The organism is Desulfosporosinus sp. FKA (assembly GCF_002196785.1).
Taxonomy (GTDB): Bacteria; Bacillota; Desulfitobacteriia; order Desulfitobacteriales; family Desulfitobacteriaceae; genus Desulfosporosinus; species Desulfosporosinus acididurans.
This window is the reverse complement of sequence record NZ_NAHZ01000031.1, coordinates 14,377-40,695: the sequence shown is the minus strand read 5'-3', so window position 1 is coordinate 40,695 and position 26,319 is coordinate 14,377. Positions and strand designations below refer to the sequence as shown.

At 45.7% G+C, this 26,319-nt stretch carries 28 protein-coding genes; 6 read left to right on the top strand and 22 right to left on the bottom strand.

The window, feature by feature from the left end; genetic code table 11:
- Positions 1–5: 5 nt before the first annotated feature.
- From glmL to B5771_RS15205, 15 genes are all read right to left on the bottom strand, one after another.
- Positions 6–1,385 (bottom strand): methylaspartate mutase accessory protein GlmL, encoded by a 1,380-nt coding sequence (glmL, locus tag B5771_RS15275; protein ID WP_088188314.1) that lies wholly within the window; start codon positions 1,383–1,385, stop codon positions 6–8.
- A 14-nt stretch (positions 1,386–1,399) separates the two neighbouring features.
- Positions 1,400–1,819, bottom strand: coding sequence for a methylaspartate mutase subunit S (glmS, locus tag B5771_RS15270; protein ID WP_047811543.1), 420 nt, complete (start codon positions 1,817–1,819; stop codon positions 1,400–1,402).
- Positions 1,820–1,865: 46 nt separating this feature from the next.
- Entirely contained in the window at positions 1,866–2,795 is a 930-nt protein-coding gene (locus B5771_RS15265; RefSeq protein WP_088188313.1) for a glutamate racemase, read from the bottom strand.
- Positions 2,792–3,745 (bottom strand): GntR family transcriptional regulator, encoded by a 954-nt coding sequence (locus tag B5771_RS15260; RefSeq protein WP_088188312.1) that lies wholly within the window; start codon positions 3,743–3,745, stop codon positions 2,792–2,794. The genes B5771_RS15265 and B5771_RS15260 overlap by 4 nt, the downstream gene beginning before the upstream one ends.
- A gap of 371 nt (positions 3,746–4,116) precedes the next feature.
- On the bottom strand, positions 4,117–4,485 hold the full coding sequence (locus B5771_RS15255) for a hypothetical protein (RefSeq protein ID WP_088188311.1): 369 nt from the start codon (positions 4,483–4,485) through the stop codon (positions 4,117–4,119).
- A 10-nt stretch (positions 4,486–4,495) separates the two neighbouring features.
- The gene (locus B5771_RS15250) at positions 4,496–4,699 is read right to left on the bottom strand and encodes a hypothetical protein (protein WP_088188310.1); all 204 of its coding nucleotides are present in this window, start codon (positions 4,697–4,699) and stop codon (positions 4,496–4,498) included.
- Positions 4,700–4,930: 231 nt separating this feature from the next.
- Positions 4,931–5,140, bottom strand: coding sequence for a hypothetical protein (locus B5771_RS15245; protein ID WP_140417744.1), 210 nt, complete (start codon positions 5,138–5,140; stop codon positions 4,931–4,933).
- Positions 5,141–5,885: 745 nt separating this feature from the next.
- Positions 5,886–7,505 carry a cell wall-binding repeat-containing protein gene (locus B5771_RS15240; RefSeq protein ID WP_172408287.1) on the bottom strand — a complete coding sequence of 540 codons (1,620 nt, stop codon included), beginning with the start codon at positions 7,503–7,505 and terminating at the stop codon, positions 5,886–5,888.
- A 102-nt stretch (positions 7,506–7,607) separates the two neighbouring features.
- Positions 7,608–8,825 carry an ABC transporter permease gene (locus B5771_RS15235; protein WP_088188308.1) on the bottom strand — a complete coding sequence of 406 codons (1,218 nt, stop codon included), beginning with the start codon at positions 8,823–8,825 and terminating at the stop codon, positions 7,608–7,610.
- Positions 8,822–9,547, bottom strand: coding sequence for an ABC transporter ATP-binding protein (locus B5771_RS15230; protein WP_088188307.1), 726 nt, complete (start codon positions 9,545–9,547; stop codon positions 8,822–8,824). Before B5771_RS15230 ends, B5771_RS15235 begins: the two co-directional genes overlap by 4 nt.
- Positions 9,548–9,584: 37 nt before the next feature.
- Positions 9,585–11,228: an HlyD family efflux transporter periplasmic adaptor subunit gene (locus B5771_RS15225; protein WP_088188306.1), complete on the bottom strand. Its 1,644-nt coding sequence runs from the start codon at positions 11,226–11,228 to the stop codon at positions 9,585–9,587.
- Between the two features lie 143 nt (positions 11,229–11,371).
- Positions 11,372–12,892: an ATP-binding protein gene (locus B5771_RS15220; RefSeq protein ID WP_088188305.1), complete on the bottom strand. Its 1,521-nt coding sequence runs from the start codon at positions 12,890–12,892 to the stop codon at positions 11,372–11,374.
- Positions 12,889–13,584 carry a response regulator transcription factor gene (locus B5771_RS15215; protein WP_088188304.1) on the bottom strand — a complete coding sequence of 232 codons (696 nt, stop codon included), beginning with the start codon at positions 13,582–13,584 and terminating at the stop codon, positions 12,889–12,891. The genes B5771_RS15220 and B5771_RS15215 overlap by 4 nt, the downstream gene beginning before the upstream one ends.
- A 198-nt stretch (positions 13,585–13,782) precedes the next feature.
- Positions 13,783–14,217, bottom strand: coding sequence for a MarR family transcriptional regulator (locus B5771_RS15210; protein ID WP_088188303.1), 435 nt, complete (start codon positions 14,215–14,217; stop codon positions 13,783–13,785).
- 83 nt (positions 14,218–14,300) lie between these two features.
- Entirely contained in the window at positions 14,301–15,071 is a 771-nt protein-coding gene (locus B5771_RS15205) for a GerMN domain-containing protein (RefSeq protein ID WP_088188302.1), read from the bottom strand.
- A gap of 197 nt (positions 15,072–15,268) precedes the next feature.
- On the opposite strand from B5771_RS15205, the gene B5771_RS15200 reads away from it, so the two are divergent.
- Positions 15,269–16,015 carry a ZIP family metal transporter gene (locus B5771_RS15200; protein ID WP_088188301.1) on the top strand — a complete coding sequence of 249 codons (747 nt, stop codon included), beginning with the start codon at positions 15,269–15,271 and terminating at the stop codon, positions 16,013–16,015.
- 14 nt (positions 16,016–16,029) lie between these two features.
- On the opposite strand, the gene B5771_RS15195 is transcribed toward B5771_RS15200, so the two are convergent.
- A complete protein-coding gene (locus tag B5771_RS15195; RefSeq protein ID WP_088188300.1) occupies positions 16,030–16,731 on the bottom strand; it encodes a GDSL-type esterase/lipase family protein in 702 nt (233 codons plus the stop codon).
- A 173-nt stretch (positions 16,732–16,904) separates the two neighbouring features.
- On the opposite strand from B5771_RS15195, the gene B5771_RS15190 reads away from it, so the two are divergent.
- The 3 genes from B5771_RS15190 to B5771_RS15180 all read left to right on the top strand — a co-directional run bounded on the left by B5771_RS15190 (position 16,905) and on the right by B5771_RS15180 (position 18,424).
- On the top strand, positions 16,905–17,387 hold the full coding sequence (locus B5771_RS15190) for a YlbF family regulator (protein WP_088188299.1): 483 nt from the start codon (positions 16,905–16,907) through the stop codon (positions 17,385–17,387).
- Positions 17,388–17,550: 163 nt separating this feature from the next.
- Positions 17,551–18,150: a hypothetical protein gene (locus tag B5771_RS15185; protein ID WP_088188298.1), complete on the top strand. Its 600-nt coding sequence runs from the start codon at positions 17,551–17,553 to the stop codon at positions 18,148–18,150.
- On the top strand, positions 18,137–18,424 hold the full coding sequence (locus tag B5771_RS15180; protein ID WP_088188297.1) for a hypothetical protein: 288 nt from the start codon (positions 18,137–18,139) through the stop codon (positions 18,422–18,424). Before B5771_RS15185 ends, B5771_RS15180 begins: the two co-directional genes overlap by 14 nt.
- Before the next feature lie 74 nt (positions 18,425–18,498).
- Here B5771_RS15180 and B5771_RS15175 read toward each other — a convergent pair whose 3' ends face one another.
- Together B5771_RS15175 and B5771_RS15170 are read right to left on the bottom strand one after the other, a co-directional pair.
- The gene (locus tag B5771_RS15175) at positions 18,499–19,707 is read right to left on the bottom strand and encodes an ATP-binding protein (RefSeq protein ID WP_088188296.1); all 1,209 of its coding nucleotides are present in this window, start codon (positions 19,705–19,707) and stop codon (positions 18,499–18,501) included.
- A 254-nt stretch (positions 19,708–19,961) separates the two neighbouring features.
- On the bottom strand, positions 19,962–20,861 hold the full coding sequence (locus B5771_RS15170; RefSeq protein WP_088188295.1) for a hypothetical protein: 900 nt from the start codon (positions 20,859–20,861) through the stop codon (positions 19,962–19,964).
- Positions 20,862–20,974: 113 nt separating this feature from the next.
- Between B5771_RS15170 and B5771_RS15165 the strand changes: the two genes are divergently transcribed.
- Positions 20,975–21,943, top strand: a complete 969-nt coding sequence (locus B5771_RS15165; RefSeq protein WP_088188294.1) for a metallophosphoesterase — start codon at positions 20,975–20,977, stop codon at positions 21,941–21,943.
- Between the two features lie 140 nt (positions 21,944–22,083).
- Here the strand turns inward: B5771_RS15165 and B5771_RS23910 are convergent, their stop codons facing one another.
- Positions 22,084–22,329, bottom strand: coding sequence for a hypothetical protein (locus B5771_RS23910; RefSeq protein ID WP_140417743.1), 246 nt, complete (start codon positions 22,327–22,329; stop codon positions 22,084–22,086).
- Between the two features lie 8 nt (positions 22,330–22,337).
- A complete protein-coding gene (locus tag B5771_RS15160; RefSeq protein ID WP_242966857.1) occupies positions 22,338–23,003 on the bottom strand; it encodes a cell wall hydrolase in 666 nt (221 codons plus the stop codon).
- Between the two features lie 208 nt (positions 23,004–23,211).
- Between B5771_RS15160 and B5771_RS15155 the strand changes: the two genes are divergently transcribed.
- Positions 23,212–23,607, top strand: a complete 396-nt coding sequence (locus B5771_RS15155) for a hypothetical protein (RefSeq protein WP_088188293.1) — start codon at positions 23,212–23,214, stop codon at positions 23,605–23,607.
- Between the two features lie 213 nt (positions 23,608–23,820).
- On the opposite strand, the gene B5771_RS15150 is transcribed toward B5771_RS15155, so the two are convergent.
- Complete coding sequence (locus tag B5771_RS15150) at positions 23,821–25,071, bottom strand: TolC family protein (protein WP_242966856.1); 1,251 nt, start codon at positions 25,069–25,071, stop codon at positions 23,821–23,823.
- 11 nt (positions 25,072–25,082) lie between these two features.
- Complete coding sequence (locus B5771_RS15145; protein WP_088188291.1) at positions 25,083–26,270, bottom strand: TolC family protein; 1,188 nt, start codon at positions 26,268–26,270, stop codon at positions 25,083–25,085.
- Between the last annotated feature and the right edge of the window lie 49 nt (positions 26,271–26,319).

The window sequence follows — 26,319 nt, the reverse complement described above, 5'->3', positions numbered from 1 at the left end:
CCCTCCTATAGTTCAACCACGTATTTTTTCATCATTCGAAGCGCAGCTTGAGGCGCAACTTCACGCAGCAAACCCATGGCTGCTAAAATATAATCTTTATCCAGATAAAACCTGGGTTTTTGCGGTTTCAGCAGAGTCGGTTCGGCAGAGTCGAAAAGGGAACCCTTGAGAATTTCCAAAGCACTCGGGTGATAGAGCAAAACTCCTCCTGTCCCAATCACCACAGGCAGCGGTGTCAAATCTTTGCCGCGCTGGACATAGGTTGCTCCAAAAGGCGTGTAAATAACTTCAATCGTCCCGACATGCCGGTCGACAGCCAAGCCAACGGCCATGCGGCCCATAGCTGCGTCAAATTCGGCTTCCTCGTCGGTCTGAGGTATTCGCCATGGATTTTCTTTGAATAGCCCAAGTTGACTGGCTACTTGCTCATCCGTCCAACCTAAATAATCATACAAGCGCCGGCCTGAAGCTTCCACTAAAGCCTCTGAGCTGTAACGCATGCCTAGATCGCCTTCAACAGTTCGTTTGGCAAAAGGTTCCGGCAATCCTTTGAGGGTGACGCTCGGTTTACTCGGGTCCCCTTTGGCAATGGAATGAACGTCCGTCGTTGCTCCCCCGACATCAACAATCATCAGTTCACCCAGTCCACGCTCTGAGCCGGATCCTTCAGCCAACAATTCCGCTGCCGACAATACCGCCGCCGGAGTAGGCATCATAATCCGTTCCAGGAACTCTTCCGCCTTATCTAAACCTTTGGCATGGACAATATGGCTGAGGAATATATCGCGTATAGCCATGCGGGCCGAATCGACGGCCAAAACTCCCAGATCAGGCATCACATTGTCCGCCACCACCACTGGTGCATGCCGTTGTCTGAGCAGGTCTGCAGCTTGAACCGCAGCGGCTTTATTGCCGGCGACCACCACCGGCAGACTGATAGGCAGAGTGCTCAGCAGTTCCGCATTTTTAAGCAAAATTTCCTTATTTCCGCCATCCGTGCCTCCTGCCAGCAAGAAAATATCCGGCTTAGCCGCAATAATCTTCTCCAGATCTTGAGCCGTTAACTCGTAGCTGAATACTTCAAGCAATCTGGCACCCGCTCCCAAAGCAGCTCTTCTGGCCGCTTCAGCGGTTAATTCTTTAACCAGGCCGCTGGCCATCATTTTCAAGCCGCCTGCCGCACTGCTGCAGGCAAGTTTACGGACAAAATTCCATCCACCCGACGGCTCAGGTATCTGAGCCAGCGCCTTATTCAAACCATCCATAATATTGGTTTCAATCGTCGTTCCAGCCCGGGCGGTACCAACGATCTCTTCCGAATCAAGGTCAACGACCGTCACTTTCGTGTAAGTACTGCCAAAATCGATGAGAAGGACTGCTTGCAAGGCTCATTCCCCCTTTATTCTTCGCTCATCCCTAAATCTTCTCGCAAATCTTTAATGGGAACTTCGGGCATAGTACCCGGCGGGTAAACGCGATTAAAGCCCATTGCCAAAAAGCGTTCTTTAACCGATTCAAAATCTTGTTTCCCCACAACCAGATTACCGCCGACATACATTAAAATGTCACCAATTCCTTTTTCCTGACATTTTTCACGCAGTCCTCGGCAATCCATCTCACCATGGCCATACAATGATGAAACGAGCAGGACATCGGCATTTGTCTCGATGGCAGCATTAATGAACTCTTCTTGAGTTGCCAGCACTCCGATGTTAATTACTTTGAAACCGGCATGAGTAAAGGCATAATCCAAAATGCGGTTTCCGACAGCATGAACATCTGAACCGATTACCCCTAATACCAAGGTCTTTTGTTTCACGATTAATTCCTCCCGGCTTTTTTAAATAATGGAAACCAACTAAGATTTAAAAATTCATGGAGCCGTCCACAAAATGGACTTGTTCAACGGATTCGATCGAGTCCTGCAAAAGTGTATTTCCCACTTGTCTGAACAGCTCCGGATCTCCGCTGACAAAATAACGGGCTCGCCATTGGCTTTTCCCTGAGGCAGCTGACGTTGATACTGATTCTAAGGAAGGATCGAATTTTGCTTCAGTTCGCTGCTTCATCTGCCCCAGCAATTCTTTAAGTTCCTCTACCACGGCCAGAGCAGGGTCAACAATCAGAACATCTTCACCTAAAATTTCTTTAAGAACCGGTTCCAAAAAGGGATAATGGGTACAGCCGAGAATCAAAGCATCAATCCCGGAGGATTGAAGAGGCGCCAGATAGGTCTTGGCAATTCCCCGTGCCTGCCAAGAATCGGCTAACCCGGCTTCGATCAGAGGAACAAAAAGAGGACAACCCTGTGCTTTGACCAGGGCAATGGCCTGTTCCCCATGCTGCCAGGCCGAACGCAGGTCCTCATTCTCCGGCACACTTCCTCGGGCCAGAGCGCGGCTAACCCCTAAAGAATACGCTTTGCTGCGTACCGTCGTTTCCGTGGCAATCAGCCCTATTCGGCCCGCTATGGTTTTCTTGACGGCTAAGCGGGCACCGGGGTCAATCATTCCGATCATCGGAATATCAAACCTCTCCCGGAGTGCGGGAAGGGCGGTAGCAGAACTTGTATTGCAGGCAACGACGATAGCTTCCGCCCCTTGCCCGATCAAAAAACTGACGCTTTCTTCCCCAAAACGTATCAGCTCCTCCTGGGAACGGTTTCCATAAGGCACTCGAGCCGTATCTCCAAAATAGACGATTCGAACATCGGGCAGCTGCTCCAGAATTTGTTTGGCCACCGTAAGTCCGCCAACTCCCGAATCGAATAAACCAATGACCCGTTGTTTCCTCAACGCTTACCCTCCTTTATTTCCAGTAAAGCACCGCGCAGCAAATTTAAGCTCCCAGTATCCGGTTCGAAGCGAAATTCGATACATTCCATATTATCCGGAAGAACTTTTTCAACCCGGAGCCGCAGCTTCGGCGCAAAAATTACTGCTCCGCAAGCGGGCAACGACTCGCGCAATTTTATGTCATCAGGCTGTATCAACGTCCGAAAGGCAGGATGAAGCCCCGCTTGATTTAAAGCATTAATAACCTTTTCTGCAAAAAGACTGCTCTCGCAAACTAAGGCCAAGTCCCGTCCTACCGTCAATTTGGCGATCCGGACGATAGTTTCCAGCTTTGGCTGGAGTGAAACTCCCAAAATAGGCAAGTTGAACTTCTCAAATAATCGTTTTACCTCTGACAAATGGGCTACTCCTGTAACGAGCATATCCATACTTGCTAAACGTTTTTGAACCACAGGTGACTCCTGAAGTTCAGAGAGCAAAAAAGGCAGCAAACTAACACCCGGGCCAAGGTTCCAGCGCGCATCGTTTAATTGCTCAGGGTTACATTCAATGAAAGCTACTTTCACCCGTGACAGAAAATGCTTTTTCTCCATCCCCCGCACATGAACGAAGGAGACAAAATCATCAATACTAAAACCTAAGCCAACAGCCTCTTCCAAAGCTACATCAATAATCCGCAGGACCTTCTCTTTGCGTCCCTCCTGCTGCATAATCAATAACGTATCGGCTACAAACGTCCCTTTTCCTTGAGCTGAACTTAATACCCCTTCGCTTTCAAGTTCTTTATAAGCTTGACTGACTGTGTTGCGGCTCACGGATAAACTCGCGGCCAGTTCCCGTTCAGTTGGCAATTTCATACCTGCAGCCCAAACTCCCTGAGTAATATGACGTCTGATTTGTTCTTTGAGCTGTATGTAGTAGGGAACTCCGCTCTTACGATCGAGATCCATTTACCCACCTCTTAACCAAGTTTCAGCCCTTTGGCTTAGTCCTTATTGGCATGGTCAATTAGTCCAATTTTCTTACGCTATTATATTCGTCATTTCTCCAAAAATCCCTTCTCGATTCCTAGTATTTTATGAAAATTAATTTATAATTCGTACCCAGAATTGTAAAAATCGGAGTTATTAAAAACTAGGCATCAAAAAAGACGGGAACCCCGTCTTTTTTCTAGCCCTATCAGAAAGCATAACCTTCGATTGTATGCTTTCCTCTAACATAATATATTCAACTTAGCTTACGCGCTTTCGCTAAAGGTTGCAAGAATGCTAATTTCTGCGCAGACAGTGTCTCCGAACGCCAACTAAGTTTTCGTTATTGCTCATAAGTCTTTATGAATACGTTCAATTTCACTTAATAAGAAATCAAAATCCGCTTGGGGCATAACCCCAAGAATATCTTCTCTTTTAACTTGATGCATAAGTTCTTGTCTAGTAACCTGTATAAGTTTATAGCCAAGACCCCATGAAGGTCTTAAAAGTCCTGATTTTCGCCAATTTAAAATCGGTATCTTGAATTGATCAAAATATTTAGGAGGATCATGGGGAGGAACAGTTGTAGTCGATACTAAAATAAAAAATTTATCGCCCTCTTGAATCATAATTATTGCTGGCCTTTTCTTCGATTCCCCTGGCATGTCATCAAAACCAATATCAAAATAAAAAATATCGCCTAAGCCAAAACAATGCATTTAAAGCCCCTTATTCTCCTTCGTTTACAATATACTGGTGGTCTTTATCGTTTCTATCAAACAGGAATTTCCCGTCTTTAATGGCTACTGGGCGAACAGAAATTTCTTTGATTTTTCGTAATGATAATGATGTTTTTCTATATCCCTGATCCCTTGCAACAATGTTCATATTTTCGCCCTCCTTATTAGACAGTGTTTCTCCTTCTTGATTCATAGCGTATCACCTTTCATATGCTTGTTCAATTAGTTCAAATCAAGTCATCCAAAATTATTAGTATTTTCGAATTCTTAATTTATGCAATTCTACACTAATAACTAACCTTATTTAACTTTTTGTGATGAGATGATTACCGCCGCCCTCAAATTATTACCCAACATCAGTTCTAAATAACTTATCCACGACGCTTAATTTAGTATAGAAGATCTTCGATTACATTAGCTTGTATTAACCCTTTAATTCCCTATATACCTTATTGGCAGTTTTTATATTTTCATCACTTAATCCAGCAATATATATTTCCTCTCCACAGTCGTTACAATAAGCAATTCTCGCTAAATATGAGAAAACAGCGTCCTTCATATCAGTTTCAATCATTACTTCTTTAATGCTATACTCAACGTCCGCATCGCAGTTATAGCAATACTCTTTCATCATTCAAACCTCCCACTACCCAAAAATTAACAATTTATATTAATCTCATAGTCGCATATCAATGAAAGTTTAGGGACTCGTGCCGATCACTTATATTGATATCTCAAAAGAAATAATTCTCGCTATTGGTTTGTTTTACAATATATAATCCCTATTAATTTCCTCCTTTAAAACCATTTTATAGTAATTCGGGAGGGTAAGCAATGTGAAAATAAATGATGCAGCAACCTGCATTAGACCACTCTAACATCCCTCATCACTGATGGCCCAAAGCGGCTATCTCCAAAGATACTTATCTTTCGAAGATAGCTCCCGCACGAGCAAATGATTTAGCATAGGAATACGAATGAGCGATATGGGCCCAAATACCTGACCCGAAGAATCTATATTTATCCTACAATGCGCCATCAGCGTCGACTTAAAAAAGAGAAGACCAGACCCCTTACGATTAAACCAATAAGGAAATCCGGTCTTCGTCTTAAGATTGTTTACCCTAGAAAACCATGGACCACAGAGGAAGGCAGCTTCGCCCACAAGAGTGAACTCATTGCATGGAGAGGCGGTAAAGCTCACAAAGTTTGCGCAGGAGAGCGGAACCGTGGTTCACATCAGGTACTACCCTGTGGTTCGGTGTAGCTCCCGCGCAAACGAGTGAGCGAGCCTTGGAATGCTGAGTGAACGCTGTGGGCGAAGCTGCCCGACCCATGAGCGAGTGCCTGCAAAAAGAGCAAACTCTCGACCAAATGCGCTAATGCGCCAACAAATCCTTAAGCTCCGACTCCAAATCCAACGAAACACTGCTGTTCGTCCCAACAACTGACGCTTGCTTAATATAACCCACATTATACAGCAGGAAGTAATTCAAACTCGAAGGAATCGTATATTGCGGAACCATAGCAACAAACCCGCCTTGTTTAGCAGCTAAAGCCGCTGTTACCAAAGCATCGGCCTTAGGATTTCCCGAGCTCACATCACCTTGGCGCACGAGGCCGGAGGCGAAATAAAGCGGCGTCTGAGGCTTAGAGGTATTAAAAAGATTTTGAAAAATAATATTTTGCGTGTCATATTGATCATAGCCGCCCCAACGTTTAACGTGATAGTTGGAGCTTAATTGATTTTGCACCGAATTCCCAATAACCGCTGTCCCTCCCAGCAAAACAACGTTGCTGGCCTTAAGGTCTGTCAAAGCCTTGGCCGTGGAAGAGGGCACGGTATCTCTTTCCGTGAGGAGAATCGGACTCCCTTGTTCAGCAGCAAAAGCGCTGATGGCGATAGCATCGGGAATTGCGGCATAATTAGCGATATAAACGGTCTGGGTGGGATCAATCCCCACCGTCGCAGAGATCTGGGCCGCCGTATCGTAAGCCTGCTGACCGGCAATTCGGGTCACGGTAAACTCATTGCTTAAACTATCTTGAATTCCTTGAGAGACTGCAACAGTCCCACCGACAATATAGATATTTTTAGCTCCCAGATTCCGGATCTCTGTTAACGTGCGAGCATCCAATGTAGAAGAACCGGTCATAAGAATCGGGGCATCAAGCTTCTTCGAAAGGGGAGCAGCGGCAAGAGCATCCGAAAATTGATCGTCTCTGGTTAAGATGACATTTGGGGTACCGGAAGTCCAGCCGCTTTGGGCCACACTGATCGCCAAAGAGACATTATCCCCGGAATTCCCTCCGATGCGGGTACTTTGAGTGTAGGCCGGAAGAACCGGTATGGTACCGATAATATGTCCGGCATAGAGAATATTAACATTCCCAAATTGAGTCGGAGTCATATTGAAGGTAAAGGTTCCATCGCTTAGGGTTGTATAAGAGATTGAGGAAGCACCGACTAATGTACCGTCAATCGTTCCGGATTTGCGCATCAAAGGATTGCCGTCGGTATCCGTTACTTTGACCCTGATCGTATTATCTGTATTAATATACATAGGATCTGTGACAAGAGTCTTGGCATCTAAAACTGTAATCGTTCCTGCAGCATACGCTGTGCCGATGGCACCCTGACGAATCACTAACTGATAATCTCCGGCTGTATCGAGCGTTACATTGCTAACGGTGTAATCGCCGCTATTTCCGGAGACTTGATAAATTTTAGAAACTCCGTTGGCATCAGTGATCGTTGCACTGGCAACTGAGCCAGAGAAAGGATTCGAGTTATTATCCCAAAGCTGAACATTAATGTTACCCGTTTCTCCGGCAATCAATGTGGAATCGGCACTGGTCGCAAAACTGAGATAGGCGAGCCATGTACTGTAATCGTCAGTAGTACTTGAAGCTGCTGCTATCCCCGGAATCATCCCTATCAGCAAAATCACGATGGCCAGAACGCTCATCACTACCTGGGCCCGTTTACTTTTCCTCATATTTTTCCCCTTTCCAACTTTTCCGATAACTAAAATTTGCACAATCGAATCAAATACCTGGAAGCAAGCAGCAAAATCCTAATGACCATGATAATTGATAGATTACTCGTATCTTAAAGCGTCAATTGGATCCATCGAAGCCGCTTTTCGGGCCGGAAACACTCCGAAGATTATGCCGATGGCTGCAGAGAAACCGAAGGCGACCAACACAGACATTGGGGAAATACTGGTACTCATCTTTAAGGCTTTCCCAGCCAGGGTTGATCCTCCAAAGCCGAGAACAATCCCAATCCCACCTCCCAGAATACTAAGCACAATAGCTTCAATGAGAAATTGCAGCATAATATCCATACCTTTAGCTCCGATGGCTTTACGAATTCCGATCTCCCGTGTTCGTTCGGTAACCGAAACAAGCATGATATTCATAATGCCAATTCCCCCAACCAAGAGGGAAATTCCGGCAATACCGCCCAGGAGCATGGTCAAAGTTTGGGTTACTCCCGTCATAGTTTGTAACATATCGGCCTGATTTTGAATCGTAAAATCATCATTTTGTCCGGCTTGGATTTTATGAGCCCTTTCCAGCTCGGCTGTAATCTGATTTTGAGCGGCTTGCATTTGATCCGCCGAAGTCGCTGAGACCAGGATATTACGAACGGTCTTTTTCCCCAGCAAACGCTCCTGGATGGTAGAAATAGGTGCGGTAATCATATCGTCACTGCTCATAAAACCGGTAGATCCTGTTGCAGTTGTCACTCCGATAACTTGGAAAGGTACGTTGTTAATTTTAATGACTTTGCCGATCACTGAAGCATTAGCATCGCCGAAAAGGTCCGTAACTACAGTAGGGCCAAGGACAGCCACACGGGCGCCCTTGTCAACATCGTCTGTTGTAATATAACGTCCCGTGGCCATGGTTACGTTTTTAATTTCCTGATAATCCTGAGTCGTCCCCATAATCGTGGTCGAGGTGTTGCCCGAGCCAAAAACCACTTGTCCATTGGTATTCGCGACAGGAGCGACCGCTTTCACAGCCGTTCCGATCTGAATTTTATCGACATCCGTCATTTTTAAAGTATCGGAACTGCCCATTCCTCCCCGGACTCCTCCGGAATTAGACTGTCCCGAGCTGATGGTCAGGAGATTTGAACCCAAGCCTTGAATCTGTGAGGTAATCGAAGCTGTCGCTCCGTTGCCTATGCCCACCATGGCGATAACAGCCGCAACCCCGATAATCATCCCCAGCATGGTGAGGGCAGAACGCAGCTTGTTGGCCCGCAAGGCTCGCAGAGAGACCCGAATACTTTCTAGAAAGTTCACTTTGCTACTCCCTCCTCGACAATCTGAGCTCGAGCTTTACGAGGATTGGCAACCTTCTCATCCCCTTCAATGTTGCCATCACGGAAATGGACGATCCGTTCCGTAAATTCCGCAATATCCGGTTCATGAGTTACCAGGACAATGGTATTGCCTGACTCATGCAGCCGCTGAAAAATAGCCATAACCTCTTCACTGGACTTACTGTCTAAATTCCCTGTGGGTTCGTCAGCTAAAATAATCGAAGGATTGGTAACAAGGGCGCGGGCAATGGCTACCCGCTGCTGTTGACCTCCCGAGAGCTCTTTAGGTTTATGATAAACCCGGCCGCCGAGGCCGACAGATTCCAAGGCTGCAATGGCACGAGTACGCCTTTCTTTGCTGGGTACCCCGGCGTAAAGCATAGGAAGCTCGACATTTTCTACCGCCGTCGTACGGGGCAAGAGATTAAATCCCTGGAAAACAAAGCCGATCTTACGATTGCGAATCACCGACAACTGGTCACCGCTTGCTTTGGCCACATCGGTTCCGTCGAGAAAATACTCTCCTTCGGTGGGGGTATCCAAGCAGCCCAAAATATTCATCATTGATGATTTACCGGAACCGGAGGGTCCCATGATGGAAACAAACTCACTAGCTCCCACGTGAAGATCCACCCCGGCTAAGGCAGCAACTTGAATATCACCGTTGGCATAGATCTTTTTAATCCCTTTAAGATCGATCAAATTGCATCCCTCCTAACGTATTCTAAAGCTAGCTCACTTAATTTCCTCTGGGACGTCCGCCGCCGCCAGTCACAGCTCTTGCAGCGCCGCCGCCAAAGCCAAATCCAGACTTGGAATTCGAGTTAGAATTAGTCGTCGTGGTGTTGGAAACCGTACCGGTAACGACTTCCTGCCCTTCTTGCAAACCGCTCTTGATTTCCACATTAGTGCCATCGTCAAGACCAACCACGACGGGAACCATACGCACATTAGCCATAGCATTTTTGCTGCCGGCGCCACTTCTTGTTCCTGAATATCCGCTGCCGCCATTTCCAGAGCCAGTGGATCCGCTGCCTGATTTTCTAGCACCTGAATATCCGTTAGCCGCGTTGCCTGCTTGGTTGGAACCGGTTTTGGATTGTCCTTGAGATTGGGACTGTGCCTGGGAATTGGCTGTTGCGGACGTTGTGCCCGGAGCTGCAGGTACCAAAACGAACGATTGTGTTCCCCTGGTCTTAACCGCTTCGCTCGGCACAGTTAAAACATTTTTCGCTTCAGCGACAATAATATTGACATTGGCATTCATGCCTGCCCGGAGAAGGTCACTGTTTTGGTCAACTGTCGCTGTGACCTGATAGGTGGTAACGTTTGAAGTCGTTGTGCCCTGCAAAGCGACAGCATTGACTGTCCCACTGATATGGTTATTGGGATAGGAGTCAAGGGTAATATCGACTTTTTGTCCGACTTTGCATTGAGTAATATCTGCCTGGTCGATTGCAGCATCTACTTCAAGTTTGTCACCTACAGGAGTGATCGTAATGATGGATTTGGAATCCGAATCTTGCCCCAGTTGCAGCGGGCAATCCACGACCACAGCATCTACCGGCGCAATGATTGAAGCATTAGCTAAGTCCGCCTGAGCGCTGGCGAGCTGAGCCTGAGCGATTTGAATACTAGCCTGAGCCGATTGCACATCTGAGGATTTCGGGCCTTGCTTCTGTTGATCCACTTGATATTGAGCCGCAGTAACATCAGCCTGGGCAGCAGCTAAAGCTTTGGCCGCTCCTCCATTTTGATTGTTCTGAGCTGTCGTTAAAGCTTCTAAAGCTGAATTCAGAGAGCTTTGCGCCGATTGAATAGAGGAAGAATTCCCGCTCAACTGTGCTTTGGCCAAATTGTCGCTGGCTTGTTTAACGTTACTGTTGGCCAAAGTCACTTGATTGGACAAATAGCCAGGATCTGCATTCTGCTGGGCAGTCGTTAAACTCTGCTGTGCTTTGGCAAGGGTCGACTCCGCTTGTGCAATGGTTTGAGCATTATAGGAATCTTCAAGGTCCTGATACTTCGTTTCGGCAGAAGTTACATTGGCTTCAGCCTGCAAAACAGAGGTTTTTAATTTTGTATCATCGATCTTGGCAAGGACTTCCCCCGCTTTAACCGTATCCCCTGCTTTTACATTTAATTCTACGATTTTTCCGGCAGAAGAGGCGTTTCCTGAGGTCGGAAAGGTTAAGGTAATCGCGTGGGGATAATTAACAGTTCCGGTTGCCGTAATCACTTTTTGAACATCACCCATTTTAGCCTTGGAGGTTGTATAAGCAGCTGCCGCCGGTTTTGCCGTAAAATGCTTATACGCCCAATAGCCCCCTCCCAAGACCAGCAGAACACCAATTACCCCAATGGTCACCTTTTTTTTGTTCATACTCTTTCTCCTTTTCTCGCTCGTTTAAACACAAATCTTAAGTATCTCTCTGCTTATACGTTAAAAATAATTCTTGCTTAGAATACCATAGACTTTTGTTCAAACGAGGAAGGACTTCTTAAGATATTGTTAAGGATTGACATTTAAAGAGTTTGGGGCCTTACAGGCAGTAAAATCCGGAAACTGCTTCCTTCGCCAAGTTTACTCTCAACCTTGATTGTTCCTCCGTGTGCCTGGATGAATTCTTTAGCAATAGCCAAGCCTAAACCAGTTCCGCCGTTCTCTCGTTCTCGTGATTTGTCAACTCGATAAAAGCGATCAAAGATATGGTCGAGTTCCTCCACAGGAATTCCTTCGCCGGAATCTCTCACGGTTACCTGCACCCATCCTCCGGTTACAGATTCATCCCGGGAATTTTTTTCCTTAGAACCCGCTTCCTCAGTTTTATCGTCCTTTCTCCGAAAAACATCCCGCAAGCGCCGTGAGACATCCTCGCCGGTCACTTCATTTTCCGGAAGACTTTCCACCTCTTCTAAGAGAACACTCAGAGATCCTCCTGATGGAGTATGCAAAAGCGCATTGCCAATTAAGTTGACGAAAACCTGGGTTAACCGATCGGCATCTCCGATGATCTCCGGAATCTTCCCGCCGCTGATATTGATATTTAAACCGCGTTCCTCAAATTCTATTTGAAATTGTTCCATAATTTTTCCGACAATAGTCCGAAGATTAACGGTACTTAGGGCCATAGGCAATTTGCCCGCTTCTGCCAGACTTAGCTGCTGCAAGTCGCGAACCAAGCGAATAAGTCTTAAGGTTTCATCCTGAATAGGCAGAATTGTCTCCGGAGTTGAAGGCAGCACTCCCTCTTGAATAGATTCCAGTTTACCCAGGATAACTGCCAGAGGAGTCCGCAATTCGTGGGCAATATCGGCCACCATGTTGCGTCTCACTTCTTCATTGCGATTCAATTGCTCCGTCATTTTATTAAAATCACGAGCCAAAAGGGCGATATCGCCATCGCCTTCGACTTCGACACGTGAAGCCAGATCACCGTCACCAACCCGCCGTACGGCTTCCATGAGACGATTTAAAGGCTGGGTAAAATGCCGGGTTAAGAGCAGCCCTAAAAGCAGCGCGATTAGAGACGTAATAATTAAGCCGATAATCATGCCTTGAATAATGGAAGTCCCGATCGTTTTCGCCAACTTGCTGTCGACCATAGAGGTGTGTATCGCCTGCCAATAATGCCCCACTATTTTCCCATTGGCCGTGATTGGCTGCCATTGCTTTTCGATTTTTTCATAAGCAGGAAGATCAGTGAGCTGTTTGCCCAGATCTTTATTCGAAGGATCAACAATGACTATATTGTTTTGGTTAAAGACTAAAAAATGTTGAAAATCCCGTGGCGGGTGGGCAAATTTAGGATCAGGCGGTTTGGTCATAGCCTGGGAAACGTGGTCCTGAACCCCCTGCCAGCTGCTGTGTCCCTCATAGTAAACGCTGAGCAGTTGATTCAAGTGATCTCCAAAAGACTGCTGCACATAGGTTTCAGCATGTCCAATCAAAGCCTGAGTTGAAGAAAGAGCAATACCGGCAAAAACAATGGACATAAAAACAACCATGCCGATTAAAGCCAAGATAAACTTACGCCTTAACGTCATAGGTCCTCACCAAACCGATACCCGACCCCAAATACGGTTTCAATATATTTCGGATCACTGGGATTATCTTCGATTTTTTTGCGCAAGTTCGAGACATGAGTATCGATAGAACGTTCATAATAAAGATACTCTTCTCCCATGGCTTGACGTAGTAGTTGGAGGCGGCTGTAGACCGTCCCCGGACGCAAGGCCAATAAATGAAGAATATTGAACTCTGTCGGTGTCAGAAGCAATTCCTGCCCTTTTTTCGTGACCTTATGACTTGTAACATCAATGGTCAAGTCTCCGCGCATGAGGAGAGATGAATTGGAGTTCTCCTGAACGCCCCCGGTGGAGCGCCGCAGTACTGTTTTAATGCGGGCTGCCAACTCCCTCAGGCTAAAGGGCTTAACGATATAATCATCGGCGCCAAACTCAAGTCCTAAAACACGATCAATCTCCTCTGACTTAGCCGTTAACATGATGATGGGGATTGTGCTTGTCTCACGCAAACGCTTACACATTTCTAACCCGCTCATTCCCGGCAGCATCCAATCAAGCAGCACCAAATCCGGTTTTTCCTTTTCGATGAGTTCAATCCCCTCAAGACCGTTCTGCGCCGTAACAACACTAAAGCCATCCCTCGTAAGATAGTCTCGCACAAGGGTTAAAATCTCAGCCTCATCATCCACTAATACAATTTTGGTTCCCACGTCCACAGCTCCCTCCAGCTCTCGATCTAAAATTTTAATAGTCTCAGTATACCGCGTAAATTTTAGTTGTATTTAAGCTAATTTTAAAGATTTTATGAAGATTTTGCTACCATGCTGCTCCAGGCAGATAACTCACTTCTTAATATGCCAAAAAATACCTCCACTTAAGCAAGCGAAGGTATTTTTTTCTCATAATTATTATAAGTTCATCCGCTGTTCCAGAAGTTCTAAGCTCTGAAGCAGCTTCTGATATTCCTCTTCTGAATAATTCTCGAGAACGTCACTCAAAAAGTTTTGCCGTTCAACGATAACAGCATCAACAATTTCATGGCCTTTGTCCAATAAACGCAGTCGAACCATTCTTCGGTCATTTTTATCCCGAACCCGTTCTACCAGCTGCGCTCGTTCCATTCGATCTGCTAAATCTGTGGCAGTACTGCAGGCTACAAATAAGTGTTTCCCCAGTTCACCCATGGTTAGCGGCCCAAATTCCCAGATACTTAAGAGTGCATTGAACTGAAGAGAAGAAATTTCCATACCGACTAGAATCGATCGTCCGCGCTTAAACAAAATGGTGTTTGCTCGTCTTAAGGTCTCCTCTAATTGTTTGGTCAGATCTTCCGTTGACGCCATCTCTCGTCCCCCATTCTCCATTTAACTCTATTTTAGCATAGATTCAGGGGTTGTACACAAGGAAATATGCCACTGAATCCTCGTTAAGTAGAACTCGGCGGGTAATTAAAGAGATTAATCGAGCTGGGAGAATCAGGAAGCGCCTTGTCGGTTTTATTCGGCTGTGAGGTACCATTATTCTTATCTGTTCCCGTACCGCTTCCGAGATTAGGAATTATACTCGTTACAGGTGTTGATCCCTTTACCAAACTTGGTTTACTGACCAAATTTGTGGCATCAATTGTGCCATACTTCGTAAGGGGTTTACCTTCGATGCGAATTTGGACTTGTTTTATTGTTGAATACTGGGTCAGTGTATTGACAAGGCCGTAAAGTGCCGCTTCCGGTGTAACTTTGGAACTGGGCTGCAGAAATTCTTTGCTTAAATCCACGACCACCAAATCACCTTTAACAGCGATATCCAAAAGTGCTGTTGAGGCCGGGACAGCGGCTTGATCTTTTGTCCCTTTAGCTGCTGCCGGTCCTTTTAACCACTCAGTTACCGTTTCTCTGGCGACACTTATAGTCTTAGGCAATGTACGTTGTTCTTTGACAAGATACTTTCCTGTCGAGTCTGGAAAATAGAGTGTGATGACCTTGCTATCCGCCGATGGTGATGCTGATGGTGATGTTGAAGTCAAAGCCGAGGCTGCTGCAGAAATTGCCGCCGTTTTATCCCCGCCAATAAAGTTTCCAAAAGAGCTGTCCTTCCCATCCTTGTTGATAAGAGTTTCCAAGGTACCGCAGCCCGTAAGAGACAACAGACTTAGGACTATCATCCCTATTACCAGTTTAGACCCTGCTCTGATTTTCAATGATTGATGCCCCCTCCCAGATCGTTTAAGCTATGATTCCGTTATGGTTTCCTCACAATAAGCCTATGCTTTGTCCGCGAAAATAGTACAAGAACTCACTCCAAGAGAATGAATTTGACTGCGGAAAATATTTGTATAAAGCACAGCTTTAGACCATAAATATGATAGCGGTTAAACGTTTGGAAAGGAGATCCCTCATGCAGGATCTATGGGAAATTTTTAAAATCAGTACCATCGCAGGACTGGCTACGACCTTAGGAAGTTTGCTTGTTCTTTTGTTCGGTAAACCGCAGGAGCGCATCCTGGCTTCACTGTTGGCAGGAGCAGGCGGAGTGATGCTTGCCGTGGTCAGTGTTGACCTGCTGCCCAATGCCTGGAAAATCGGTCCGCCTCTTCAGGTTAGCCTGGGCTTTGCTTTAGGCTTGCTCTTCATGCTGATCGCTGATCGTCAGCTCAAGACACCGGGAAGGGACTCGTCACTCCCTTTAACAAGACGTCAGCGTCTTAAACGGACCGGCCTGCTCGTCGCAACAGGGATTGCTTTACACGATATTCCGGAAGGAATGGCCATTGCCATCAGCCAGGAAGCTGCTGCCAGCCTCGGTCTCCTTATTGCCATCGCTATTACCTTACATAATCTCCCCGAAGGAATGGCTACAACCGCACCCTTAACTATGGCTGGAATCCGTCGGTGGAAAATATTAGCTTTAAATATTGGAATAGCTGTCTTCACACCTTTAGGAGCCTTAATCGGTCTTCTGGCACTCGAAGGAGTAGAAAATTCTTTGGCCTTTTTTCTGGCCTTCGCCGCAGGAGCAATGACCTTTCTCGTCTTCGCAGAACTAATCCCCCTCTCACGGGAGCGCCATCCGCATTATGCTCTCCTCGGCGGAACCATCGGTTTCCTATTCTTCGCCCTGATCAGTATGCTTCTTCCGGCGTAATGTCTTGATACCCATTACTTCAGCAGTTTAGCCGCATAATCTCCCATTTCTTCATAACCTTTGGCATTGGGGTATTTTCCATCTTTAGAGGCTAAACCAGCGATGTATTTCTCAGAGTTATCAAACAGCACTGTCGTAAAATCCAAGGTCATAATCGACTGTTTTTGGGCGTAATCAATTTCCCAAGCACGAAATTCCTGGATACCCGTTTGATACTTTGGATACCAGATGGGTAAGGCCAAGACAGGAATAATGTTCTTAGCTTTGGCCTTTTCGACTAGCGCTTGAATATTCGTTTGATAATCTTTCAGCGAAACATTTTGGAGCGCATCCCCGGTTCCGGCAAAAATAATCACTCGGCCCGGCTTTTGACTGACCACATCGGCATCGAAACGAGCCAGCAAATCTTTGGCTGTCTGGCTCCCTTTTCCCTTATTGACAACGCTTATCTTCAAATCATCGGCTAAGCGCTGAGTCCAAGAATGTTTTGTGTCCAAGGGATATCCCAGGGTAAAGGAGTCCCCTAAGGCTACGATCTTTGAATTGCTGGGAGTTTGTACGGAAGCAGCAGTTCTCTGAGTTTCCGCAGCACCTGCTGCCGATCCCGACGGCTTACCGGCTTGACCCCACAATCCGAGAAATCCGGCGATAACGACGATAAAAGCCAGTGCAGCGGCGGCTTGAATCAGGCGTATCTCCAATCGATAAGTACGCATAGAAAAAACTCCTCCTTTTCCTTCTAAAAACTACTTATTCTACATCGTTTTCCTCTTTCCTTCTAACACCTCTTAGAACTATATCCCAGAAACCCTCTCCTGAAAGGTCAATACCCCATCACCAGTGCGCTCCTTAGCGCATATTTTATAGAAGGAAATAAGGAGGTGCCCTTATGAGTTACATTGACAAGGCCCGCGAATTGGGAGAAGCCCTGTCTCAGACCCCCGAACTTCAAGGCCTAAAGGCGGCAGAGACTGCCATTATGGCTGATCCGCAAAGCAAAGAAGGATTCATCGAGTACCAGGAAAAAGAGCGCAATCTCGTCACTGCCCAAATGATTAGCAAAGTGGTTCCAGAGAAAGAATCTCTAGCTCTGCTTGATCTTAAAGTACGGCTAATGAATAAATATCCTCTGATTAAAACCTACTTTGTACAGCAGCAAAATTATGAAAAGCTGATGGCCATGGTTAATCTAACTTTGACAACTGCAATGCATGGGCTGCCTTCGGCAAGCGACCTGCCCATTCCAGAAGAGCTAAAGGGCATGGCCCAACAAATTCTTGACAAAATCAGCGGCGGAAACCCCATGGAAAAAATGCAGGTCACCCCTGAGATGGTAAAAAACCTCAAACTACCGCCATTAACGCAGAAATAGTCAAAGGCAGGGGTTAAAATGATCAATGGTTATCGGGGCCCGAACTTTATCAACGATATAACACATCCTGTAACATTCATAGCTTTTCTGATTGTCATTATTTTAGGAAGCTGGGCAACGATTTGCACCTGGTTCTAAAAACGTAAAGGAGAGGAGGAAAGCCGTGATTCAAAGAACTGAATGTGCTCCCCCCTTACCGGCTACTTCTTTCTCCTTTACTATTTTAGTCGACAGCCCTATTCGCCGCAGTTTACCCTTCTGCCCTGTCAGTGCCATGTTGTTTCCTATCGCCTCAACGGAAATCGAGTATGCTTCCATGATTGTTGCCGGTATTGATGTGCTGATGACATTTCTTTTTAAACGTTCATTAGCTCATCCACCGAACTTGAGTCGCCCAACACCGGAACATTATCCCGTGACTCTTACCCTGCCCCAGCTGACGCAGCTGATGCAGGCGACAATGAACGGTCAAATACCTATGCAGCCTCTCCCTCAGCCTGTCCCAGGCCAGGGTTTTGGCCCTGTCGGTACTGACGAGCCTCTATTCCCGGATAACTTAAGCGTTTCCTTAGTAATTTCTGCTCCTTTTGCACCGTTTGACGGAAGTCCCGACACCTCCTTTAACGTCCCCTTATTTGAAATCCCCGGGGTCCCCGGCAACTTAATTATTGCTCTGGGAATCATCATCGCCCAGTTCTTTATCGAGCGCAGCGGAATCGGTATTCCTAATGGAAATGGGGGGAGCAGCATTGCCACTTTTTAACGGGTTGAAAGACGAATGCTCAAGACCCCCACTCTGCAATTATCCAAATTCTAAATCTCCGGCAGCCTGGGATTATGGCTTCAACCGCCTGGTTCCCGTATTGCAGTCCCCAACCGTCGGAGCAGGAATGTTAGCCGTTACGTTTTTCTTTTTCATCGCCTTCTTCTCCAACGTTCTCTTAGCTCAATTGTCGTTTAAAACCATCGGCATTGCAGTAACGGTCACAACCTACAGCTTAATGGCTTTAATCGTGCTCGTTTTGTTTTTACTGTGAATAAGAAAATCGACTTAGGCTGCAAAAAATAGCCAGGCCACTAAATCTGGCTGTTTTTTACTCTTTAATAGGTTTTATGGCTCCTCTTGCCAAAGCCAGTCAAGCAGATTGCGATGGTGGATACCTGCAAAATTCCTTCCAGGGCCAATATCGTCAAGGGTCAAAAGAATCTTTGGATAATTGTCCGCAATTTTCTGCAAAGGTTCCAGTTCACGATTTAAAGTACTTTCATCAAGTACCGAGGCCGCTACCTGATAGTAGGTTCTTCCATTCATATCGCCGGCAACAAAGTCAACCTCTTTTTCATAGAATTTTCCGATATTGACCTTAAACCCGCGCCTAAGTAACTCCAGGTAAACCACGTTTTCAATCATATGACCAAGGTCGGAGGATGAAGTGGAAAGTAACAAATTACGGATACCAGAATCCACAAGGTAGTATTTGCCCAATGTTTTTAGATGCTGTCTGCCTTTGATATCGTAACGCTCAACTTTATAGAAAATATAACTGTCTGTTAGGGCACGCAGGTAACGTTCTACGGTATTGACTGAAATCTTGCGTCCACTTGAGTTAATAGTATCGCTGATTTTTTTAGCTGAGATCGGACTTCCAACGCTTGCAGCCACAAATTTAATGATGTTTTCCAGAAGAGAAACGTCAGTTATACCTTCCCGTTTTGCAACATCCTTTAACAAAATTGTGCTGTAGATACCTTCCAGATACGGTATCACGACCGTATCGCAACGTTCAATTATAGCAACATAAGGGAAAGAACCGAATCGCAGATAGTCGTTAAAGTTTTCCCGTATAGTTTTTCCAGCACTACTGGGGGCTTCGCAATACTCTTTAAAAGACAAGGGAAGCATGTCAATTGTGATGTAGCGGCCAGAAAGAAGAGTTGCCAGTTCTCCGGAAAACATGAAAGCATTTGAACCGGTGATATAGACATCAACATTTGGTTTAATAAAAAGGCTGTTTACAGCCTTTTCAAAGGAATTACAGTTTTGCACCTCATCAATAAAAACATAAGTATATTTATCCTTGCACAGACGCTCCTTCACGAAATTGTACAATGCTTTGTAGTCCAATAGTTCTTCATGTTCCACGTCTTCAAGATTAACTGAAATAATCTGATCCTCGGAAACGCCAGTGGATATTAGATAGTCAATATACAAGGTAAATAGAGTAGATTTTCCACAACGCCGAACACCGGTGACCACTTTAATAATTTGCTTCTCGCGTCCGGAGCTAAGCCGGTCTAGATACTCATCGCGCTGGATCACGTTAAACACCCCGTTTCACAGCCTAAATATATAGCAAACGTTTACAAATATCAAACTTTTTTCTCGACAGTGAAAAAAGTTAACTTCAAATATATTTTTTCCCCTGTAAAGAAAAAATAATCAATCCGCAAAAACTTCCAGTTACTCGAGTTATTTAACCCTCCAGAAATTGCTGCGAGTTCCATCGTCATCGCTGACCTTAAGAAAGCCCTGCTCTTTGCAGGGCCTCCGGGGGATAAAAACCGGGAATATGCCTAAGGGGTTGGCGGAGGAAGTATGGTTTCAGAAGGTACCATGGCTTCAGGAGCCATCATGGTTTCCGCCGGCACTCCCATCTGACTCGGGACGGGCAGCACTTGTGGTGCACCGGCACCAGGCAGCGCTTCAGGACCGACCGGCGGTTTCTTGCCTCTAAACAAGCTAGAGACTTTACCCCAGAAGGATTGAGCCGTATTCTTCATCGGACTGAGAAATGCCGCAGGTCCTCGGGGTTCTTGGACTTTCAAAATAATAGGGCCGTTGGGTGCCTGGCCCAGCTGGCCGATGCCTTCCACCGAAACTACCGTTCGGGTATAGGGGTACAAGGGAACAGGACTTTGAAAATGGGCCCTATAAACACCATTGCCGACAGGACGCAGAACACCGGCTAAGAAGCCCATCTTCCCTTTATTATCCACAAGGTAGGCCGCATACTGACCAAGCTGGCCTTGCCCCAGGAAGGTCTGCGGCGGCGGAAGATTGGCTACTAACAGAAAACTGTTATCAGGTGATATGGTCGCTACACCGTTAGCAGCAATTCCTTCTTGAGCCGCTTGAAGAATAAGCTGTCTGGCCTGATTCATCCCCTGATTTGGTCCTTGCAGCTGGGGCTGAGAGAAACTGCCCATACCCTGGGATACGGGAGGAACCTGCCAGGGGTTCCCCGGTGCAGGCCCTGAAAATGGGGCTTGTTTAGGACCGATAAATCCCCCTCGGAGATTTTGAACTTGACCATCCTTTTGAAAAATACCGTTCGCTTTAAGTTTTGACCCCAAAGTATCACGAATCGTACCGGGAGAGTATCCCGGAGCCAATGGAGCATTAGGTAATGTTGGGAATCCCTGCGAACCCATGGGTTCATAAGGATTTGAAGGAGTGTTCCCGCTGAACTTCACCTTGCGCCCCTCCTTTATAATTTCATACTAACCTCTTAACATGATATGATTAAATGAAAGGAAGAGTTCTGATATACTGTTAAGAAAGGCAAACTATTCTTAGGGAGGCCGCTATGCCGGATAAATTAACCACACTATTTACCAAAGAAATCTCACGCCGGGAATTTTTCCGCGGAGCCGGCGGTTTTATCGTCAACCACTGGCTGCTTTCACTGCTGCCCGTCGGAGGCGCCGGAGTGCTCGGCTGGGCGGAACATGATACCCGGGAATTACAGAGCGAAATATGGGATCTATTCTATCCCAAACTGCCAAAAGTCCTGGAAGGAAAAACCGTCTGCCAACTGAGCGACTTACATCTGGAAACCCTGAAAATATCTCCCCAGCGCATCATCGAAACCACAATGGCCCAAAAACCAGACCTGCTCGTCCTTACCGGAGATATCATCTCAACACGTACCGACCTCGATAAAGTCAACCCCTACTTAGAAAAACTCTCCGCCCCCTACGGAAAATATGTCGTCCTAGGCAACAATGACTACAGCCATCTGTCACATACCTTATTGAAACGTTTTCTGAAACAGCTTCAAGGCCTGGGCTGGATCCCCCTGCTCAATGAATCATCCTTTATTCCCTCACTCAATCTCTGGATTATCGGCATCGACGACCCAGCAACCGCACACGACAACGTAGATCTAGCCTATCAAAACCTCCTCACCGCTCAAACCTCAGCGCACACCTCACCCCCAACCTCCCCAACACCCCCCTTCCGCCTGGCCCTCGCCCACTCCACCGATTGCCTCGACGACGTCGCCTTCTACGGAGCCGACCTCTTACTAACAGGACACACCCACGGAGGCCAAATTCGCATCCCCGGCCTGCCGCCCCTGGTTACCAACACATACCTCGGCAAAAAAGGGATTTACGAAGGATACCATGTCATCCAAGGCATTCCCCTCTACATTAGCCGCGGCATTGGCGAAAGCATCATCCCGCTGCGTTTCAACGTCCCCCCGGAAATCACCTTCTTCACTCTACACCAAGGAAATGCCTCACCCAAATATCAAACCAAAGACGCCAAATAGCCCCGCAAACGCGGGGCTATTTTTAAAGAAACAGACGTCGCACATAAAATGTGCCGTCACCCAAAAACGTCTCTCTTATTCTCGTTTTCTCGTTCCGTTACACCAAGCCCGGGACGCAGTATGACGCAAGCGCGAGGCCTTTACGTAAGCAGCCCAGCAAACTTCCGTTCCAGCGACCGACCCCAGATACGGGGCGGTGAACAGGGATGTTCACCGCCGCCATGGCGCCACGGATGGCGCCTATGGTACGATAATCTCCGGTGGAGATTATCGCCGTAGGCGGATTCTCCAAACAATACTATCGCCGTAGGATGTACCCCGCTCCCCAAACCAGTCGCTGGAACGGTTAGTTTGCTCTGCGCATGTACGGCTGAACGCTGCGTCATACAAGTCGCTAAATACTGAACGTATGGTTCCCAATCTTTTTAATAACAGGCCTGCTTTTTATCCAGCGATCTTTCGTAAGCCGCGGATTATAATAATATATTGCCCCATCGGTGGGGTCAGCACCTGAAAGCGCAGCTTCCGCAGCTTTATAGGCTACGCCATTCGGATCAAGATGAATCTGCCGATCCTTAACGGCCGTAAAAGCACCGGGTTGATAAATAACACCCCAAATAGTTTTCGGAAAATGCGGATCCTTAAGGCGATTTAAAACGACAGCTCCAACAGCGACTTGACCTTCAAAATTCTCTCCTCGCGCCTCTCCATAAATTACACGGGATAACAGATCGACTTCCTCTTCAGTTACGAAACGCCCCAAACTGCGGGAGAGAACTTGATGCCCTGTATCTGGTGGTGATGTATCTTGAGACGATTTATTATTTTGATTCTGACCGTTATTAACAATAATATTATACGTTGGAATTATGGTAGTCGACTTTGTTGGCTGAGACTCATTGGAACGAGAAGATTGGGCTCCGGTGTGAGAGTTGGCAAACATGATTTCATACAGATCGTCTTGTCCTAAAACAGGATAGATCTCAGCTTGCCAAAGAAACAAACACATCAACACACAAAGAACAATCGCCCAGGACTTCCGACATCGTCGGTGTGGCAAAAAAATCACCTCTTAAGTTCTAAACTATTTCTAGTCTTTCCCAACAAAGGCGATTTTTATAACATTAGGAATTTTAATGGTTAAAGGTACACTTTTTCAGCCTCTTAAAATCATATCCAGCAATCTATTTACATATACTTAGGCAAACCGAGCAAAGCTAGAGTGAAGTCTTAAAATTAGAGCACGCAAATAAAGTGAGGGTGATGATATGCGCGCTATAATTAAAAACCTATTTTCATCGTATTCTTCACCGAATGAACCAGCGCTGAGCGAGGCTGAACGATTATTGGGAGAAATTGAGGAATCCCGGGAAAAAATCGAGTATGCCTGGAATCATTTTCATTTTGCTGATCCCGAGTATGTGGAAGTTGCCGTCCTTGAACTACTTTTAGCAGAAACTCAATACAGCATTCTTAACAAACGTTATCGTCTAATGTTGGGCATACAGGAAAAATCGTTATACTTAGAAACATCTGAAGCCGACTTACCCTCATTTTCTCTGGAAAGCCAGCTCCAAAACCATGCCTTCTACGGAACGTTCTTTAATGGCGAGGAGAACCCTGCCCCTGTAGTCTCTCAGTTCGTATCGCAGAATCAAAATTAAGCTCCAAATACCCCCATCTTGTTCATAACAGAACCAGACGTTAAGCAAGGTCTGGAAACATATTGCCAAACATCTGCCGAAAAGACAACGTTCAGATTCGCAAGGTAAAATTAGTGCACGAGGAAAAGGGGTTGGTTCAGAATCATCCAGATTCGAACCAACCCCATGCCATTTTCCTTAACCCTTTAAGAAGGAGCAACATAAGACGTTCACTTAGTCAGCTAAATCGTTTTGGAGATTTGCTGCTGCAGTCATGTAAGAATTGATATCTTGCTGGAGTGTATTTTGATCATTTAAGAGTGTGTTTTGCAGATTAATCATGTCCAGGCTGGTTGCTGTTCCCACATCAACATTTTTTTGTTTCGTGTTAAGATTAATCTGATCGGCTTCGACAGTCAATTTATCTGCTGCGATGGTATTCTCCAGGGATTTCATAGAATTGTACTCTGTCCGTAAAGCTACTTCTTTATTAATTCCTAAATTAGCCAAAGTCTCTTTCTTATCCTCGATGCTGATTTCCAGTTGATCCGCAGCTTTGTCGTCAAATTCGAGGTCAATATCGTGTTCAACTTGAGTAATATCAATATCTTGAGTGTATTTTTGAATATTATAGTCATTCTTAATAGCTTCAGCAATTTGATCGTTGAATTTTGAGTCATCAAATTGTGTATAGGGAATGAGACTTGATGTCAGCACAACATTTCTGCTCAAATCAATTCCCAAATCCTGTTTCAGGGTAATCATATCGCTGTTGATGGTATTCTGAACAGCTTTTTGGGCTGCTTGCAGCTTACTTTTCGAAGCGGTGTAGGAATCAATAGCTGACGGAATCTGTAAACCAAGCTTGATTTGGAGATTAACTTGATCAATAACCTTATCAATATTTTGCAGCTCAGTCGCATAGTTATTTACTTGCTGCTGAAGCGCTAAAATCGTTTCATATTGATTCGTCACGTCAACCTTGAGATTCTTTAATTGGGTATCTCTGTCATGCTTAGCATTGTCTAGGGTCCATTGAGAGCGTTTGTAGTTTAAAAAGGCAACCTTTTTAGAATCCTCATCCGTAACTGCGGTACCGGCACTATGCTGTGCCAGGTCGGTTTGATTTTGCTTATCATAGATAGCAATTTGACTGTCGGCTAATTTCAAGTCCGGATTACCTGTTTCTACAGTCTTCAAAGCATCATCGAGAGAAAGATTTAACGTCGATGTATCTGGTGGTGTGGCAGGTTTAGTTGTACTTGAAGCACTCGAATCTGCGGAAGAAGCATCCGTAGAAGCTGCACCTGTGGAAGCAGACGTTGTACCAGTTGAAGTGCTGCCAGCTGCCGTTGTCACTGAGGACGTATTTGAAGCCGTTTGAGCTGAATTATCCAAGGCCAATGTCGGATGAGTAGACAAGGCGATAGAAGCTGATAAAACAAGAGTAAATACTGTTAAATAACTCTTTTTCAAGTTAGACACCTCCAAAATTATTAGTGACGATTTGCTAGTTTATCCGGCTTAGTCGAGACAGATTTATTAGCACTGGTAGTTGGAGCAGCACTTGAGGTCCCAGTGCTGGGGGGAACATAGCCGGCACCGCAAGCTGAATTCATGGTGGATTGCACTAACCAGGCATCTAATTGGGCGCTTTTGTAGGCCACGTCAGCTTGAGCTTTAGCAACCTTGGCGTCATCCAAGTCCTGCAGGGAAATCTGAGCAGTCTTATATTTCGTTTCAGCCGCGTTAAAATCTGCCGCCGCTTGATCATCGAGGTCCTTTGCAGCTTCCATAAGCTTCATAGCGCTGTCTAAGGATTTATAAAGAGTCGTGACGCTTTGCTGAACTGTTATTTTAGCAAGGTCCAGATTATTTTGGTCACTAGCCATGGTATAATTCAGCTTCTGCATGGCTAAATCATAATCGGTAACTGGGGCCGCCTTAGTATAGTCATATTCCTGTTTGGCAACATCCAAGGTACCCTCAGCATTCTTAACTTCTGATCGATTAGCCAGGGCTATGGCGATGTAATCAGATAACGATTTAATTTGAGCTGCGGGTTTAACGTTATTATCCTGCAGCGTCGAATATTGCTTGGCAAGATCCGCGCCCATCAAATTATCGACGTCCATGGAGGCCGAGTCAAAATTCTTTTGAGCACTGTTATAACTGTATTGTGATTTAAGATAGGTGATTTCAGCTAAGCGCAAATCAGAGGGTGATATCAAACCCAGGGATTCTTGCTGCTTCGCTGTTCTGTAATCCGCATCAAAGCCATTCATCAGACCTTGCTGAATGTTTAAAGCATAATTCGCTTTTAAGAGATTGATATACGCTTGGTAGGCAGAAAGCCGGACAGCATTCGTCACCACTTGTTGGTTATTGGTATACTGATCCATAGCGTTTTTCGCTTCTATCGGAAGAAAAACAATTTGTTCTAAGGTACCGTAAGAATTCTGATACTGCAAGAGACCTTTCATAGCAGAAGCACCTGATGTAGCATCTGAGTAATATTTCTTGGTTAGGTCTACCATTTTATTGTAGGTTTGAAGATTTTGCGAGTGTTTTATCGTTTGGATAGCAACTTTTTCGATATCCAAACTATTATCCTCAGCCAAAACCGAATTGGCAGAAGCAAGCAGCATCAATCCTACGAATAAAACTGATATTACTTTTTTCACATGAAGTTCCTCCTTTGCTGATAGTAATTTTTGGGGACAATATGTTAAA

What these genes read in the sequence shown, in the direction of transcription:
- B5771_RS15260 (WP_088188312.1), bottom strand. Translation starts at nt 3,745, where the DNA reads ATGGATCTCGATCGTAAGAGCGGAGTTCCCTACTACATACAGCTCAAA.
- B5771_RS15220 (WP_088188305.1), bottom strand. Translation starts at nt 12,892, where the DNA reads ATGACGTTAAGGCGTAAGTTTATCTTGGCTTTAATCGGCATGGTTGTT.
- B5771_RS15195 (WP_088188300.1), bottom strand. Translation starts at nt 16,731, where the DNA reads ATGCGTACTTATCGATTGGAGATACGCCTGATTCAAGCCGCCGCTGCA.
- B5771_RS15225 (WP_088188306.1), bottom strand. Translation starts at nt 11,228, where the DNA reads ATGAACAAAAAAAAGGTGACCATTGGGGTAATTGGTGTTCTGCTGGTC.
- B5771_RS15240 (WP_172408287.1), bottom strand. Translation starts at nt 7,505, where the DNA reads ATGAGGAAAAGTAAACGGGCCCAGGTAGTGATGAGCGTTCTGGCCATC.
- B5771_RS15155 (WP_088188293.1), top strand. Translation starts at nt 23,212, where the DNA reads ATGCGCGCTATAATTAAAAACCTATTTTCATCGTATTCTTCACCGAAT.
- B5771_RS15255 (WP_088188311.1), bottom strand. Translation starts at nt 4,485, where the DNA reads ATGCATTGTTTTGGCTTAGGCGATATTTTTTATTTTGATATTGGTTTT.
- B5771_RS15210 (WP_088188303.1), bottom strand. Translation starts at nt 14,217, where the DNA reads ATGGCGTCAACGGAAGATCTGACCAAACAATTAGAGGAGACCTTAAGA.
- B5771_RS23910 (WP_140417743.1), bottom strand. Translation starts at nt 22,329, where the DNA reads ATGACGCAGCGTTCAGCCGTACATGCGCAGAGCAAACTAACCGTTCCA.
- B5771_RS15250 (WP_088188310.1), bottom strand. Translation starts at nt 4,699, where the DNA reads ATGAATCAAGAAGGAGAAACACTGTCTAATAAGGAGGGCGAAAATATG.
- B5771_RS15245 (WP_140417744.1), bottom strand. Translation starts at nt 5,140, where the DNA reads ATGATGAAAGAGTATTGCTATAACTGCGATGCGGACGTTGAGTATAGC.
- B5771_RS15165 (WP_088188294.1), top strand. Translation starts at nt 20,975, where the DNA reads ATGCCGGATAAATTAACCACACTATTTACCAAAGAAATCTCACGCCGG.
- B5771_RS15200 (WP_088188301.1), top strand. Translation starts at nt 15,269, where the DNA reads ATGCAGGATCTATGGGAAATTTTTAAAATCAGTACCATCGCAGGACTG.
- B5771_RS15190 (WP_088188299.1), top strand. Translation starts at nt 16,905, where the DNA reads ATGAGTTACATTGACAAGGCCCGCGAATTGGGAGAAGCCCTGTCTCAG.